General features: G+C 73.0%; 14 protein-coding genes. 6 read left to right on the top strand and 8 right to left on the bottom strand.

What is annotated here, in order from left to right; genetic code table 11:
• Position 1: 1 nt before the first annotated feature.
• Both gspE and ML340_RS05195 read right to left on the bottom strand, forming a co-directional pair.
• Positions 2 to 1,711: a type II secretion system ATPase GspE gene (gspE, locus tag ML340_RS05200; RefSeq protein ID WP_240097405.1), complete on the bottom strand. Its 1,710-nt coding sequence runs from the start codon at positions 1,709 to 1,711 to the stop codon at positions 2 to 4.
• A gap of 132 nt (positions 1,712 to 1,843) precedes the next feature.
• The gene (locus tag ML340_RS05195; protein ID WP_425608282.1) at positions 1,844 to 2,740 is read right to left on the bottom strand and encodes a DMT family transporter; all 897 of its coding nucleotides are present in this window, start codon (positions 2,738 to 2,740) and stop codon (positions 1,844 to 1,846) included.
• A 57-nt stretch (positions 2,741 to 2,797) separates the two neighbouring features.
• On the opposite strand from ML340_RS05195, the gene ML340_RS05190 reads away from it, so the two are divergent.
• On the top strand, positions 2,798 to 3,361 hold the full coding sequence (locus ML340_RS05190) for a DUF1415 domain-containing protein (RefSeq protein ID WP_240097403.1): 564 nt from the start codon (positions 2,798 to 2,800) through the stop codon (positions 3,359 to 3,361).
• 136 nt (positions 3,362 to 3,497) lie between these two features.
• Here ML340_RS05190 and ML340_RS05185 read toward each other — a convergent pair whose 3' ends face one another.
• Positions 3,498 to 4,208: a pseudouridine synthase gene (locus ML340_RS05185; RefSeq protein ID WP_240097401.1), complete on the bottom strand. Its 711-nt coding sequence runs from the start codon at positions 4,206 to 4,208 to the stop codon at positions 3,498 to 3,500.
• On the bottom strand, positions 4,205 to 5,266 hold the full coding sequence (locus ML340_RS05180; protein ID WP_240097399.1) for a class I SAM-dependent methyltransferase: 1,062 nt from the start codon (positions 5,264 to 5,266) through the stop codon (positions 4,205 to 4,207). Before ML340_RS05180 ends, ML340_RS05185 begins: the two co-directional genes overlap by 4 nt.
• A gap of 60 nt (positions 5,267 to 5,326) precedes the next feature.
• Here ML340_RS05180 and ML340_RS05175 point away from each other — a divergent pair, with 60 nt between their 5' ends.
• Together ML340_RS05175 and ML340_RS05170 are read left to right on the top strand one after the other, a co-directional pair.
• A complete protein-coding gene (locus tag ML340_RS05175; protein ID WP_240097397.1) occupies positions 5,327 to 5,584 on the top strand; it encodes a DUF3297 family protein in 258 nt (85 codons plus the stop codon).
• 72 nt (positions 5,585 to 5,656) lie between these two features.
• Positions 5,657 to 6,217 carry a DUF3016 domain-containing protein gene (locus ML340_RS05170; protein WP_240097395.1) on the top strand — a complete coding sequence of 187 codons (561 nt, stop codon included), beginning with the start codon at positions 5,657 to 5,659 and terminating at the stop codon, positions 6,215 to 6,217.
• Between the two features lie 6 nt (positions 6,218 to 6,223).
• Here ML340_RS05170 and ML340_RS05165 read toward each other — a convergent pair whose 3' ends face one another.
• Positions 6,224 to 6,619, bottom strand: coding sequence for a hypothetical protein (locus tag ML340_RS05165; protein WP_240097393.1), 396 nt, complete (start codon positions 6,617 to 6,619; stop codon positions 6,224 to 6,226).
• Between the two features lie 92 nt (positions 6,620 to 6,711).
• On the opposite strand from ML340_RS05165, the gene ML340_RS05160 reads away from it, so the two are divergent.
• Entirely contained in the window at positions 6,712 to 7,332 is a 621-nt protein-coding gene (locus ML340_RS05160) for an acyl carrier protein phosphodiesterase (RefSeq protein WP_240097391.1), read from the top strand.
• A gap of 69 nt (positions 7,333 to 7,401) precedes the next feature.
• On the opposite strand, the gene ML340_RS05155 is transcribed toward ML340_RS05160, so the two are convergent.
• Positions 7,402 to 7,611, bottom strand: coding sequence for a hypothetical protein (locus ML340_RS05155; RefSeq protein WP_240097389.1), 210 nt, complete (start codon positions 7,609 to 7,611; stop codon positions 7,402 to 7,404).
• Between the two features lie 136 nt (positions 7,612 to 7,747).
• Between ML340_RS05155 and ML340_RS05150 the strand changes: the two genes are divergently transcribed.
• Positions 7,748 to 8,524 carry a hypothetical protein gene (locus ML340_RS05150; protein WP_240097387.1) on the top strand — a complete coding sequence of 259 codons (777 nt, stop codon included), beginning with the start codon at positions 7,748 to 7,750 and terminating at the stop codon, positions 8,522 to 8,524.
• A gap of 63 nt (positions 8,525 to 8,587) precedes the next feature.
• Here the strand turns inward: ML340_RS05150 and aceE are convergent, their stop codons facing one another.
• Both aceE and ML340_RS05140 read right to left on the bottom strand, forming a co-directional pair.
• On the bottom strand, positions 8,588 to 11,278 hold the full coding sequence (gene aceE, locus ML340_RS05145) for a pyruvate dehydrogenase (acetyl-transferring), homodimeric type (RefSeq protein WP_240097385.1): 2,691 nt from the start codon (positions 11,276 to 11,278) through the stop codon (positions 8,588 to 8,590).
• 98 nt (positions 11,279 to 11,376) lie between these two features.
• Entirely contained in the window at positions 11,377 to 13,671 is a 2,295-nt protein-coding gene (locus ML340_RS05140) for an NADP-dependent malic enzyme (RefSeq protein WP_240097383.1), read from the bottom strand.
• Positions 13,672 to 13,866: 195 nt separating this feature from the next.
• Between ML340_RS05140 and ML340_RS05135 the strand changes: the two genes are divergently transcribed.
• Positions 13,867 to 15,195, top strand: coding sequence for a hypothetical protein (locus ML340_RS05135; protein ID WP_240097381.1), 1,329 nt, complete (start codon positions 13,867 to 13,869; stop codon positions 15,193 to 15,195).
• Positions 15,196 to 15,201: the final 6 nt, after the last annotated feature.

Raw genomic sequence — 15,201 nt, 5'->3', positions numbered from 1 at the left:
CTCAGGCGTCCTCGGTCACCCGCAGCACTTCCTCGATGGTGGTCTCGCCGCGCAGGGCCTTGGCGATCCCGACCTCGTACATGGTCGCCATCCCGGCCTGGCGCGCGAGCCGCTCCAGCTCGTCCATGCCGGCATGCCGCATCACCGCGCGCCGCAGCTCGTCGTCCATCAGCAGCAGCTCCATGATGGTGGTGCGCCCGAGGTAGCCGGTCGGGGTCAGCTCCGACGGCCGCGGCCGGTACAGCACGATCTCGCCCTGCGGCTGGAACCGGCGCAGGCCGAACTTCTCGATCTCCTCGGGGCTGGCCGGGTAGGGCTCGGCGTGGGTCGGTTCCAGCCGGCGCACCAGGCGCTGGGCGAGGATGCCGTTCACGGTGGAGGTGAGCAGGTAGTCCTCCACCCCCATGTCCAAGAGGCGGGTGATGCCGCCGGCGGCGTTGTTGGTGTGCAGCGTGCTCAGCACCAGGTGGCCGGTGAGCGCGGACTGGATCGCGATGCGCGCGGTCTCCAGGTCGCGCATCTCGCCGATCATGATGATGTCCGGGTCCTGGCGCACGATCGCGCGCAGGGCATTGGCGAAGTCCAGCCCGATCTGCGGCTTGACCTGGATCTGGTTGATGCCCTCCAGCTGGTACTCGACCGGATCCTCGACGGTGATGATCTTCACGTCCGGGCGGTTGAGCCGGCTGAGCGCGGTGTACAGGGTGGTGGTTTTGCCGGAGCCGGTCGGGCCGGTCACCAGCAGGATCCCGTGCGGCATCTCCAGCACCCGGCGCAGGCGCGGCATGAACGCCGGGCCGAAGCCGAGCCGCTCGAAGTCCAGCACCACCGTCTCGCGGTCGAGCAGGCGCATCACCACCGATTCGCCATGCGCCGTCGGCACTGTGCTCACGCGCAGGTCCAGCTCGCGCCCCTGCACCCGCATCTGGATGCGGCCGTCCTGCGGCAGCCGGCGCTCGGCGATGTTGAGCCGGGCCATGATCTTGACCCGGCTGATCACCGCCGCGGTCAGGTTCGCCGGCGGGCTCTCGGCCTCGGCCAGCACGCCGTCGATGCGGTAGCGCACCTTCAGCCGGTTCTCGAACGGCTCGATGTGGATGTCGGAGGCGCGCAACTCGACCGCGCGCTGGATCAGCAGATTGACCAGGCGGATCACCGGCGCCTCGGAGGCGAGGTCGCGCAGGTGCTCGACGTCGTCCAGGCTGGCCTCGCCCTCGGCGGTCTCCACGATGCTGTCCATCGCGCTGCGGCCCTGGCCGTACCAGCGCTCGATCAGCTCGGCGATCTCCCCGCGCAGGCCGACCGCCGCGCGCACCGGGCGCCCGGTCGCCAGCTGCACCGCCTGCAGCGGGTACGGGTCCTGCGGGTCGGCCAGCAGCACCTCGATCCCGTCCGCATCGGCCGCCACTGGCACCAGCTGGAACTGGCGCAGGAAGCGCACGCCGAGCGCCACGTCCTCCGGCGGCAGCTCCGGCAGCTCGCGCGTGCTGCGCAGCGGCAGCCCGAATTCGGCCGCGCAGGCCTCGGCGTGGTCGCGCTCGGACACCAGCCCCAGCCGCCCGAGCAGCACCAGCAGATCGCCGCCGTCCTGCTCCTGCAACCGGCGCGCGCGCGCCAGGTCCGCCTCCTTGAGCTTGCCGCGCTGCAACAGGCGGGCCGCGACCCGGGCGTCGGCGGCGGCAGCGGCGGGATCGGGCAGGACGGCGCTCATCGGCATCACGGCGGCGGAACGTGGCGGCAGGGTAGCAGGGCCGGCCGCGGGGCGGCAGGGGCAGCCGCAACGGCGCTGGCCGCCGCCATCTGCCGCGATCAACCGGAATCGGCTGCCGCCAGTGGAACGGGCTCAGGGATGCTCGGCCTCCAGATGCGGGCGGCCGCGCAGGCGCTCGCGCCGCATCAGGTACAGCCCGCTCGTGACGATGATGGCGGCGCCGAGCCAGGTCAGCGCATCCGGCAGCACCCGCCAGACCAGGGCGTCCAGCAGCACGCCCCACAGCAGCGCGGTGTATTCCAGCGGCGCCACCTGCGAGGCCTCGCCGCGGCGGAAGGCCTCGGTCACGGTGTACTGCCCGAGCGCGCCGGCGACGCCGATCCCGGCGATCAGCCAGGCGTGCGCGGGTTGCACCGGCACCCACTGCGGCCACGCCAGCAGGCCGGCGCCGGCGGCCATCCCGACCAGCAGCCATAGGGTGGTGGCCTGGGTGCTGTCGGTGCGCGCCAGCACCCGCACCGTGATCGCGGAAACGGCGTAGCCGAACGCCGCGACCAGCACCGCCAGCCCGGCCAGGGTGAACAGCCCCTCGCCGGTCGGGCGCAGCACCACCAACACCCCGGCCAGGCCGACCGCGATCGCGGTCCAGCGCCGCGGGCCGACCCGCTCGCCCAGGATCGGCACCGACAGCGCGGCGATCAGCAGCGGGGCGACGAAGAACAGGGTATAGGCCGTGGCCATCGGCAGCCGGCGCAGGGCATAGACGAAGCTGGCGATCATCGCCACCCCGAGCAGCATGCGCAGCAGGTGCAGCGGCCAGCGCACCCGCAGCAGTGCGCGCGGGCCGGCGCTCGCCAGCGCCCAGGCCAGCACCAGCGGCAGCGAGGCCAGCCCGCGCAGGCTGGCGACCTGGAATGGCGGGTAGTGCGCGGACAGCGCCTTCAGGCCGGCATCCATCATCGCGAACAGGGCCACCGCCGTCAGCATCATCCAGGCGGCGCGGTCGGGCTGGCGGTGGGGCGCGGTCATCCCCCCAGCATGCGCTAGCCTTGCCCGCACCGCCAGCGCGCCTTGCCCGGAACCGCCATGCACGCCGCCCCCGCCTGCACTCCCTTCGACCCCGAAGCCATCGAAGCCGGCGTGCGCCGCTGGCTGGAACGCGCGGTGATCGGGCTGAACCTGTGCCCGTTCGCCAAGGCGGTGTACGTGAAGCAGCAGGTGCGGATCGTGGTCAGCGATGCCAGCACCGAGCGCGCCCTGCTGGAGCAGCTGGGCGAGGAACTGGCGCTGCTGCGCGACACCCCGGCCGCGGCCACCGACACCACCTTGCTGGTGCATCCGCGGGTGCTGGGCGACTTCCTCGACTACAACGACTTCCTCGACGATGCCGAGGCGCTGGTGGAGGCGATGGACCTGGACGGCGTGCTGCAGGTGGCCAGCTTCCATCCCGACTACCGCTTCGCCGATACCGATGCCGACGACCCCGGCAACCTGACCAATCGCGCGCCCTACCCCCTCCTGCACCTGCTGCGCGAGGACAGCGTGGAACGCGCGGTGGCGGCCTACCCGCAGCCGGACGCGATCATCGAGCGCAACATCGCAACCATGCGGGCGCTCGGCGTCGAGGGCTTTCGCGCGCTGCTGGGGTGATGCGCACGTGCACGCAGGCGGCCGGCCGGGGCGGCTGCCCGGCTTCTGCGAACCTCCTGTTCGAGGCGCCGCCGCGGGCCATCCATGGCCCGCTGTCCACAGCCCAGGCCGGCCACCTGCGTGCACCCGATGGCCGCTACTCTGCCCGCGCCGCGAACAACCGCGCGCGCGCGTCCTCGTCCAGCCGTCGCCACTGCCCGGGCGGCAGCCCGTCGAGCTCCAGCCCGCCGATGCGCTCGCGGTGCAGCGCCACCACGTGGTTGCCGACGGCGGCGAACATCCGCCGCACCTGGTGGTAGCGCCCCTCGTGCAGGGTCAGCCGCGCGCGACGCGGCTCCAGCACGTCGAGCCGGGCCGGCAGCAGCGGCGTCGTCTCGCCCTCCAGCATCAGGGTGCCGGCCGCGAACAGCGCCGCCTCGTCCCCGCGCAGATCCTCCGCCAGCGTGGCCACGTACACCTTGGGCAGCTTCGTCTTCGGCGAGATGATCCGGTGCAGCAGCTGACCGTCGTCGGTCAACAGCAGCAGGCCGGAGGTATCGCGGTCCAGCCGTCCGACCGTGGAGAGCACCGGGTCGCGCAGGCGGAAACGCGGCGGCAGCAGGTCGTAGACGAGGCGACCGGCATCCTTGGTCGAGCAGGTATAGCCGGTGGGCTTGTGCAGCATCAGCAGGAGGCCCGGCGGCGGGTCCAGCGGCTCGCCGTCCACGCGCACGTCGTCGTGGTCGAGCGGGTCGTCCGCATACAGCACCTCGCCGGCGGCGTTGGTGATGCGGCCCGCGCGGAACATCCCCTGCACCTGCTTGCGGCTGCCGTAGCCGAGGTTCGCGATGTGCTTGACCAGCTTCATGCCTTCACCGCGCGCACGATCTTGAAGCCGCCCTGCTGGGCGACGGCATCGATCTGGCCGAAGCCGGCCCCCAGCGCCTCCTCGTAGGGCAGGTGGCGATTGGCGACCAGCCACAGCACGCCCCCCGGGCGCAGCGCCTGCGCGGCCGCGGCGATGAAGGCGCGCCCGATGTCCGGGCGCTCGCCCCGCCCCAGCGCGTGGAACGGCGGATTGCAGACGATGGCATCGAACGGCCCCGCCACCCCGGCCGCCACGTCGTGCCAGTGCAGGCGCAGCGCCACGCCGCGCGCCCGTGACGGCGCGGCGAGATTGGCCTCGGCCAGCGCCAGCGCCCGCGCATCCGCCTCGAACAGCTCCAGCGCCGTCACCTGCGGGCAGCGCGCCAGCACCTGCAGCGACAGATAGCCCCAGCCCGCGCCGAGATCCGCCACCCGGCCGCGCAGGTCCGCCGGCAGTGCCGCCGCCAGCAGCGCGGACGCGGCATCCACCCGGTCCCAGGCGAACACGCCGGGGCGGGTGCGGAAGCGGCCGTCGGGCACCTCGGCGCAGGGCTGGGTGCGCGGGGCGTCGGCCTGCGCCCACTGCGCCAGCAGCACAGGATCGGCCGGCGCGTCGCCGGTCGTCCAGAACACCCGGCAGTGGTGCTTGCTAAGGGTGCTGACCGCGCCGGCCAGCTGCCTCAACTCGGCCTCGCGGGGCTTGGCCCCCTCGTCGTTGGCCACCGCGGCCACCACGCTGCCACCGTGCGCGACCGCGGCGCAGGCGCGGGCCAGCAGCGCGCGCGCCTCCTCGCGCTGGCGCGGCGGCAGCACCAGCACCAGCGGGAACTGCCGCGCCGGCAAGGCGTCCTCGTCCAGCAACCCGACGCCGAGCCGCTGCAAGCGCGCGGCCTCGGGCCGGAACGGCTGGGTCGCCTGCAACCCGCGCAGCCCCTGCGCATGCAGCGCCGCGCCCTCGCGCGCGCGCAGGAACAGCACCTGCTGCGGCCATGGCAACAAGCCGGAGGCGAAGGGATGCAGCAGGGCATCGAGGGCGGGATCGCGGTGCGCGGCGGGCATCGGCGCAGTGTAGCGAGCCGCCGCGCTATCCTTGCCCGCGACGCAACGCCCGTTCCCGCCATGTCCGACACCCCGCCCGACCGCCTGTCCAACGATCCCCGCAGCCCGTTCCACGACGCCGCCGCCCTGGAGCGCGGCATCGGCATCCGCTTCAACGGAATCGAACGCACCAATGTCGAGGAATACTGCATCAGCGAAGGCTGGGTGCGGGTGCCGGTCGGGCGCGCGCTGGACCGCCGCGGCCAGCCGATGACGATGAAGGTCAAGGGCACCGTCGAGGCCTGGTTCCAGTCGCCGCCGGCAACCGCGGCTGACTGATCGCCGCCGGTCGCGGCCGCTCGGCGCCGGCATGCGGCACACTCCGGGCGTGCCACCCCACCGGAGCTTGCCATGCGCCGTCCCGCCTCCCTGACCGCCCTGCTCGCCGGCATGCTCGCGCTGGCCGCCTGCGCCAGCGTGCCGCGCGGCCCGGACATGCTCTCCCCCGGCTACCCGCGCGCGCTGCCGAACGACGGCCGGGTCGAGATCCAGTGGGCCAATCCGGCGGACTTCACCGAGATCCGCGACAGTCCCAACCGCTACGCCGCCGCCCGCGGGCCGTGGTTCCTCGACCTCATGCGCTACATGCGCCAGCGCGCGGAAGCGATCCTGCCGCCGGGCGAGACGCTCGACCTCACCGTCCTCGACATCGACCGCGCCGGCGGCTACGAGCCCTGGCACGGGCCGGCGGCGCAGGACATCCGCTACATGCGCGACATCTACCCGCCGCGCATGACCGTGCGCTTCGTGCTGCGCGCGGCCGACGGCAAGGTGCTGGCCGAAGGCGAGCGCAGGCTGGTCGAGCCCGGGTACCTGCTCGGCGCCAGCCCCATCAGCGACAGCGACCCGCTGCGCTACGAGAAGCGGATGGTGGACGACTGGCTGCGGCGCGAGTTCGGCGCGCGGCGCTGAGCCGGCTCAGCGCCGCGGCACCGAGACCAGGGTCACGTCCTCGTACTGCTTGACCACGCGGCCGCCATGCCCCTCCACCAGCGCGAGCACGGCCGGGGCCTGCGCCCCGCCGGGGCAGCCGACCAGGTCGGCGGCATCGTCGAGCAGGTCGGCGGTGTCCGCGCTCTCCCCGATCCGCCGGCACGGGTCGCCGGCGTTGGGGTAGCCGTCGCCGACCACGACCAGGCTGGACGGCCACGCCGTGGCGGCCGAGGATGCGGGCGCGCTGGGCGCCGCGGGCGCGGCCGGCGCCGTCGGGGCGGGCGCGCTGGGTGCCGCGGCGGCCGGCGCGGCATCCGGAGTCTTGGGCTGGCAGGCCGCCAGCGCCAGCGGCGCCAGCAGCAGGAGGACGGTGGGGCGCATCGACGTGCTCCGGTGGGCGGCGGCAGGCCGCGCCGTCATCCTGTGACGGCCGCCGCCGGGCGTCAATCACCGCCGGCGCGCGCGCATCCGGCATGAACTACCTGGCGCATGCCTGGCTGGCCCGGCATTCGGACGCCGCGATCCTCGGCGCGCTGCTGGGGGATTTCGTGCGCGGGCCGCCGCCGGCGGACGCCTGGCCGGCCGAGGTGCGTGCCGAGATCCTGCTGCACCGGCATGTCGATACCTGGACCGACCGGCATCCGCGGATCGTGACCCTGCGTGCCGGCTTCGGCCCCTATCGCCGCTTCGCCGGGATCGTGCTGGACGTGTATTTCGACCACTGCCTCGCCCGCGATCCCGCGTATTGGCAGGACGAGCCGCTAGCGGCGTTCTGCCGGCGGGTGTATGGCGTGCTCGCCACCCACCGCGCGCAGTTGCCGCCGCGGTTGGCGGCGCTGGCACCGCGGATGGCCGCGGAGGACTGGCTCGGCGGCTATCGCCGCCGTGCGCAGGTGGACGCGGCGATCATCGGGCTGGCTGGGCGGCTGTCGCGGCATGGGGAGCGGCTGCGCGCCTGCCTGCCGCTGCTGCGCACGCAGCAGGCCATGATCGACCGCGGATTCGACGCCTTCTTCCCGGCGCTGTGCGCGGAGGTCGGACGGGTGCGGGCCGGCAAGGGGTCCGGCCCGCACCCGCACGACGAGGAACCGTGACCCCCTCACCACCCGGAGGCGGCCGTCGCAGGGAGGGCGCGGCGGCCGGTCGACCGGCTCCTTTCCTCTTCAACGGCAGCGGAAGTAGGAACCGGACGCGACCGCGTAGCGGCGGTTGCTGCCATAGCCGCTGCTGCTGCCGTAGCCGACCCCGAAGTCGCGTTCGCGGTGGATGCGGCCGGGGGCCGGCTGGCCGGCGTCGGCGCTGCGCGGGAAGCGGCGGCGCTCGGCATAGACCAGGGTCTGGCGCGGATCGGCGGCGGAATCGAGCAGGAACATGGCGAACTCCTGTGCTGGTGAAGTGGTGTGTTGGTAATGTAATACACCATGCCTGCGCCGCCATGGGCCGGAAGTCACGCTCCCGCCGACGCCCGTTCTCGCTAAGCTGGCGTTCAGCCCCGACCGGAGCCCGTCGATGCGCCTGCTCGTCCTGCTGACCGCGATCGCCATGCCGGTGGTGGCCTGGCTCTCGCAGACCGGCGCCTTCGGCCCGGACAACGCCACCGTCTCCGCGCGCTACCCGACCCTGCTGATCGCCGCCGGCTACGCCTTCTCGATCTGGGGCCTGATCTTCCTGCTCGATCTCGGCTATGCGGTGTGGCAGGCCACCGGCGCGCGCCGCCGTGACGACACCGTGGCGCGGATCGCGCCGTGGGCGGCCTTAGGCTTCCTGCTGACCTGCGTGTGGATGCCGCTGTTCGCGCAGGGCTGGTTCTGGCTGTGCGTGCTGGTGATCTTCGCCGCCGCCGCCTGCCTGATCCGCTGCGCGGTGATCCTGTCCGACGATGGCACGCCGCAGGCCGGGCAGTGGCAATGGGCCTGGCTGCCGCTGTCGCTGCACGCCGGCTGGCTGTCGCTGGCGGCCTTCCTCAACCTGGCGCAGGCGATCGTCGCCTACCGGCTGGCCGACACCGCGCGCCAACTGCCGTGGAGCCTGCTGCTGTACGCGCTCGCGGCGGCGCTGCTGCTGGCGGTGAACCGGCGCATGCGCGGCAACGTGGACTACGTGATCGCCGCGGTGTGGGCACTGGTCGCGGTGTACGTGCAGCAGTCCGACAGCGCGATGGCGGGCGCGGCGGTGGCCGCCTGGCTGGCGCTGGCGATCGCCGCGGTGCTGGTGCTGCAGACCGTCTGGCTGCGCCGGCGCTTCCCCGGCGGGTGGCTGCCCAATCCGGCGCGCGCGCCGGAGTGAGCGGCCCGTCCTGCCGCGAACCGGGCGACGCCGCCGCGCGCGGCGGCCACGCGCGCGCCCGGCTCAGGCGTGCAGCGGGTTGGGCTTGTCCGGGTCGAGCTTGTACAGCTTGATCGCGCGCGCCACGTCCTTGGCGGTGAGCTTGCCCTCGGCCGCGAGCGCGGCGACCGCGGCGTGCGCCACGTGGAAGCGGTCCACCTCGAAGTGGCGGCGCAGGTTGGCGCGGGTGTCGCTGCGCCCGTAGCCGTCGGTGCCGAGCACGTGGTAGCGCATCGGCACGAACTCGCGGATCTGGTTGGCGAACGCGCGCACGTAGTCGGTGGCGGCGATCGCCGGGCCCTGGCGGCCCTGCAGCTGCTGGGTGACCCACGGCGTGCGCGGCGTCTTGGCCTCCGGGTGGAAGCGGTTCCAGCGCTCGGCGTCGTGGCCGTCGCGCGCCAGCTCGGTGAAGCTGGGGCAGGACCAGAGGTCGGCCTTGATCCCGAAGTCGGCATCCAGCAGGTCGGCGGCGGCGATCACCTCGCGCAGGATGGCGCCGCTGCCGAGCAGCTGCACGCGCAGCTCGCGCTTCTTCGGGCGGCCGCCGTCGCGCAGCAGGTACATGCCCCGGATGATGCCCTCCGCGCTGCCCTCCGGCATGTCCGGGTGCGGGTAGTTCTCGTTCATCAGGGTGAGGTACCAGTACTCGTCGTGCTGCTCGGCCAGCATCCGCTGCATGCCGTGCTGGACGATGGTCACCACCTCGTAGGCGAAGGTCGGGTCGTAGCTGCGGCAGTTGGGGATCACGCTGGCGTGCACGTGGCTGTGGCCGTCCTCGTGCTGCAATCCCTCGCCGTTGAGGGTGGTGCGCCCGGAGGTGCCGCCGAGCAGGAAGCCGCGCGCGCGCATGTCCCCGGCCTGCCAGGCGGCGTCGCCGACGCGCTGGAAGCCGAACATCGAGTAGTAGATGTAGAACGGCAGCATCGGCAGGTCGTTGGTGCTGTAGCTGGTGGCCAGCGCCATCCAGCTGGCGAACGCGCCGGCCTCGGTGATGCCCTCCTCCAGCACCTGCCCGGCCGCGTCCTCGCGGTAGAACATCAGCTGGTCGGCGTCCACCGGCTTGTACTTCTGGCCCTGCGGGGCGTAGATGCCGAGCTGGCGGAACAGGCCCTCCATGCCGAAGGTGCGCGCCTCGTCGGCCACGATCGGCACGCAGCGCGGCCCGACCTGCTTGTCGCGCAGGAGGATGTTGAGCATCTGCACGAACGCCATGGTGGTGCTGATCTCGCGCTCGCCGGTGGACTTCAGCAGGCGCTCGAAGGTCGCCAGCGGCGGCACCTCGAGCGGCTGGCTGGCCTTGCGCCGGCGCTGCGGCAGGTAGCCGCCGAGCGCGGCGCGGCGCGCGCGCAGGTATTCCAGCTCGGGCGACTTTTCGTCCGGGCGGTAGAACGGGATCGCCCCGTCCTTGAGCTGGTCGTCGTCGATCGGCAGCCGGAAGCGGTCGCGGAAGGCGCGCACTGCGTCGTTGTCCAGCTTCTTGGTCTGGTGGGTCGGGTTGAGCGACTCGCCCGCCCCGCCCATGCCGTAGCCCTTCACGGTCTTGGCCAGGATCACGGTCGGCTGGCCGCTGGTCTTCACCGCGGCGTCGTAGGCGGCATAGACCTTGTGCGGGTCGTGGCCGCCGCGGTTGAGGCGCCAGATGTCCTCGTCGGACAGGTTGGCGACCAGCGCGCGGGTCTCCGGGTACTTGCCGAAGAAATGCTCGCGGGTGTAGGCGCCGCCGAAGGCCTTGCAATTCTGGTACTCGCCGTCGACGGTCTCCATCATCAGCTTGCGCAGCATGCCGCTGCTGTCCTTGGCCAGCAGCGGGTCCCAGTAGCTGCCCCAGACCAGCTTGATCACGTTCCAGCCGGCGCCGCGGAACTGGCCCTCCAGCTCCTGGATGATCTTGCCGTTGCCGCGCACCGGGCCATCCAGCCGCTGCAGGTTGCAGTTGACCACGAAGATCAGGTTGTCCAGCCCTTCGCGCCCGGCCACGCCGATCGCGCCCAGCGATTCGGGCTCGTCGGTCTCGCCGTCGCCGAGGAAGCACCACACCTTGCGGTCGGTCTTCGGCATCAGCCCGCGCGCCTCCAGATACTTCCAGCTGCGCGCCTGGTAGATCGCGGCGATCGGCCCCAGGCCCATGCTCACCGTCGGTGCCTGCCAGAAGTCGGGCATCAGCCACGGATGCGGGTAGCTGGACACCCCGCGGCCGTCGACCTCCATCCGGAAATGGTCGATCTGGGACTCGCTCAGGCGGCCCTCGAGGAATGCGCGGGCGTAGATACCGGGCGCGCTGTGGCCCTGGATGAACACCAGATCGCCCGGGTGGCCCGCGTGCGGAGCACGCCAGAAATGGTTGAAGCCGACGTCGTACAGGGTCGCCGAGCTGGCGAAGCTGGCGATGTGGCCGCCCAGTTCGCCCGGCTTGCGGTTGGCGCGCACCACCATCGCCATCGCGTTCCAGCGGATCATCGAGCGCAGCTTCCACTCCATCCCGGCATCGCCCGGGAAGGCCGGCTCGAGGTGCGGCGGGATGGTGTTGATGTATTCGGTGGTCGGCGCGAACGGCAGGTGCGCCCCGGCGCGCCGGGTCAGCTCGACCATGCCCTCCAGCAGCTGGTGCGCGCGCTCGGGGCCGGCGTGGTCGATCACCGCCTTGAGCGCCTCGATCCACTCGCGGGTCTCCTGCGGGTCGGGATCGTCGTGCAGCATGTCGTTGAGCCAGTGCATGGCGCGCTCCGGAACGGGTGGGCGCCGGCAGTCTAGCAGGGCCGGACCCCGCCGCCGCGGGAGCGATGGCGGGGTCCGGCGTATTTACCCGGGTGTTTTCAGGAGGCGCGCCGTTCGGCCCGGATCTGGGCGTCCACCGCGGCGATCGCGGTCATGTTCACGATCCGCCGCGCGGTCGCCGCCGGGGTCAGGATGTGCGCCGGCTGGTCCAGGCCCATCAGGATCGGGCCGATCGCCACCCCGTCGGTGGCGACCCGGATGAGGTTGTAGGCGATGTTGGCCGCGTCCAGGTTCGGCATCACCAGCAGGTTGGCGCGCCCGCGCAGGGTGGTGTTGGGGAAGATGCGCTGGCGCAGCGCCTCGTCCCAGGCGGTGTCGGCCATCATCTCGCCGTCGATCTCCAGCTTCGGCACCCGCCGCCGGATGATCTCCAATGCGCGCCGCATCTTGGCCGCACTGGCGTCGTTGTGGCTGCCGTAGTTGGAATGCGACAGCAGCGCCACCCTCGGCTCGATCCCGAACAGCTTGAGGCGGTAGCTGGCCTGCAGGGTGGCCTCCGCGATCTGCTCGGCGGACGGATCCACCTGCACGTGGGTGTCGACGAAGAACCACGCGCCCTGGTCGTTGATCACGCCGGTCATGGCGGCGGTGCCGGTCACCCCCGGCTCGAAGTCGAACACGCTGCGCAGGTAGCCGAGCTTCTTGTGGTAGCGGCCGACGATGCCGGTGATCAGCGCGTCGGCCTCGCCGCGCTCCACCATCAGCGCGGCGATCAGGGTCGGGCGCGAGCGCACCAGGGTCTTGGCCGCGTCCGGGGTCACCCCGCGGCGCTCGGTCAGCGCGTGGTACTGGCGCCAGTAGGAGTCGAAGCGCGGGTCGTCGTTGATGTTGGTCAGCTCGAAGTCCACTCCGGCGCGCATGCGCAGGCCGAGCTTGCGGATGCGGCTCTCGATCACCTCCGGGCGCCCGATCAGGATCGGATAGGCCAGGCCCTCGTCGATCACCGTCTGCACCGCCTGCAGCACCACGAACTCCTCGCCCTCGGCGTAGGCGATCCGCTTGCGCTCGGCGCGCGCGCGCTCGTACACCGGCTTCATCATCAGGCTGGTGCGGTGGATGAACTGGCCGAGCCTCTCGCGGTAGGCGGCCATGTCCGCGAGCGGGCGGGTCGCCACCCCGGAGTCCATCGCCGCCTGCGCGACCGCCGGCGCCAGCATGGTCAACAGGCGCGGGTCGAACGGCCGCGGGATCAGGTAGTCGCGGCCGAAGGTCGGCACCTCGCCGCCGTAGGCGGCGCCGAGGTCGGAGGCCTCGCGCCGCGCCAGCGCGGCGATCGCGCGCACGCAGGCCAGCTTCATCGGCTCGTTGATGGTAGTGGCCCCCACGTCGAGCGCGCCGCGGAAGATGTAGGGGAAGCACAGCGCGTTGTTGACCTGGTTCGGGTAGTCGCTGCGGCCGGTGGCGATGATCGCGTCCGGGCGCACCGCGCGTGCGTCCTCCGGCAGGATCTCCGGGTACGGGTTGGCCAGGGCGAGGATGATCGGATTGTCCGCCATCGTCGCCACCATCTCCGGCTTGAGGATGCCCCCGGCCGACAGGCCGAGGAAGATGTCGGCGCCCGCGACGATCTCGGCCAGGGTGCGCTTGTCGGTGGCGCGCGCGTAGCGCGCCTTGTCCGGGTCGAGGTTGGGCCGACCGACGTGGATCACGCCGTCGCGGTCGTAGGCGAGGATGTGCTCCGGGCGCAGCCCGAGCGCGACCAGCATGTCCAGGCAGGCGATGCCGGCGGCGCCGGCGCCGGCGGTCGCCAGGCGCACGTCCTCGATACGCTTGCCGGCCACCTCCAGCGCGTTGAGCACCGCCGCGCCGACGATGATCGCGGTGCCGTGCTGGTCGTCGTGGAACACCGGGATCTGCATGCGCTCGCGCAGCTTGCGCTCGACGATGAAGCACTCCGGCGCCTTGATGTCCTCGAGGTTGATGCCGCCGAAGGTCGGCTCCAGCGCGGCGATGATGTCCACCAGCTTGTCCGGGTCCTTCTCCGCGATCTCGATGTCGAACACGTCGATCCCGGCGAACTTCTGGAACAGCACGCCCTTTCCTTCCATCACCGGCTTGCCGGCCAGCGGGCCGATGTCGCCCAGGCCCAGCACCGCGGTGCCGTTGGACACCACCGCGACCAGGTTGCCGCGCGCGGTGTAGTCGCGCGCCTTGCCGGGGTCGGCGGCGATCTCCTCGCAGGCGAACGCGACCCCGGGCGAATACGCCAGCGCCAGGTCGCGCTGGGTCACCATCGGCTTGGTCGCGGTGACCCGGATCTTGCCCGCCGGCGCGGCGCGGTGGTAGTCCAGCGCGGCCTGCTTGAGCTCGTCGTGGTTGGGGCTGTCGGACATCGGCGGCGTCCCGCTTCGAGGGATCGGTCATGATAGCGCCGGGCGGACGGACACCGGCGCGGGAGGGACGATGCAGCGGCGGCGCGCGCGAGCAACGCAGGCACGGGGCGGGCCGCGGCAGGCCCGCGGATCGGCCGCGCGCCGGTGCGCGGCGCACGCCGCGCTGGCATCGCCCGCCGCCGGCATGGTCCGCGCATGACCCGGCCGGCCTTGCCCGCGGGCGGCGCACGCCTGGCGCTGGGGGTGGTCGTGCTGGCCCTGCTGGTGCAGTGGCCGCTGATCGCCAACCCCGGCTATTTCAGCCACGACGAGCTGCAGTGGGCGGCGTTCGCCGCGGCCGGCACGTCGCCCGGCTGGGGCGCGTTCGACACCTTCCAGTACCGCCCGCTCACCTTCGCGCTGTGGATGGCGCTCTCGCGCGCGCTGTTCGAGCTGCCGGTGCTGTTCCATGCCGCAGTGGTCGCGCTCGGCAGCCTGAATGCGGCGCTGCTGGCGCTGGCCGCGCGCGGCTTCGGCCTGCCGCCGCGGGCCTCCGCGCTCGCGGCGCTCGGCTTCGTGCTCAGCCCGTTCGCGGCGTATGCGCACGGCTGGGTCGGCTGCCTCGCCGACCTGCTGTGGGTCGCGGCCGCGCTGGCGCTGGCGCTGGCGGTGCAGCACCTGCGCCGGCCTTGGCAGGCGGCGCTGGCGGCGGCGCTGGCGACCGCGGTCGGGCTGCTGGCCAAGGAAGCGGCGCTGGCGATCCCGGCCCTGCTGGCGGTGGCCTGGATCTTCGACCGCGCGCGCCGCCCGCGCTGGCTGGCCGCGGGCCTGGCGTCCGCCGCGGTCGCCGCGCTGTACTTGGCGCTGCGGCTGCCGGCCCTGCTGCACGCCCCGCGCAGCGGCGGCCAGTACACCCTCGGGCTGGCGCAGCTGCCGTTGCGCTGGCTGGAGTACCCGCTGTTCGCGCCGCTGGTGCCGGCGCTGGAGGTCTTCACCCTGTGGCAGCGGCCGTGGGCGGTGGCGCTGGCCGCGCTGCTGTGGCTGGCGCTGCTGTGGGCGCTGTGGCGCAGCGCGCCGCGCCTGCTCGCACTGTGGCTGCTCGGCAGCGGCGCGGCGCTGCTGCCGGTGCTGCCGCTGGGCGCGGCGTGGAACCACTACGCCTATGGCGCGGCCGCACTGGCCGCCGCGGTGCTGGCGGCGGGCTGGCGGCGCGCGCGCGGCGCGGCGCGCGCGGTGATCGCCGCCTATGCGCTGCTCAGCGTGCTGCATGGGCTGATGGTGATGCTGGCCCTGCAGCGGGTCGGGCGGCTGCAGGCGGTGTTCTCGCCGGCCCTCGCGGCGGCGGTGGCGGCCCGGCCGGACGACGGCGTGCTGCGCCTGCGCCCGGCCCCGGGGGCGAAGGATTGGGTGTTCCGGCGCCTGACCCACGACATCCCGCAGTACGCCGGGGTCGCGATCGGGGCGCGGGTGGAACTGGTGCCGGCCGGCGCGCCGGCGGACTACGAGATCGGCCGCGACGGCCGCCTGCACCCGCTGCCGCGCTGACGCCGC

This window comes from Thermomonas flagellata (genome assembly GCF_022419185.1).
Lineage (GTDB): Bacteria > Pseudomonadota > Gammaproteobacteria > Xanthomonadales > Xanthomonadaceae > Thermomonas > Thermomonas flagellata.
This window is presented reverse-complemented; position numbering and strand designations above follow the sequence as displayed.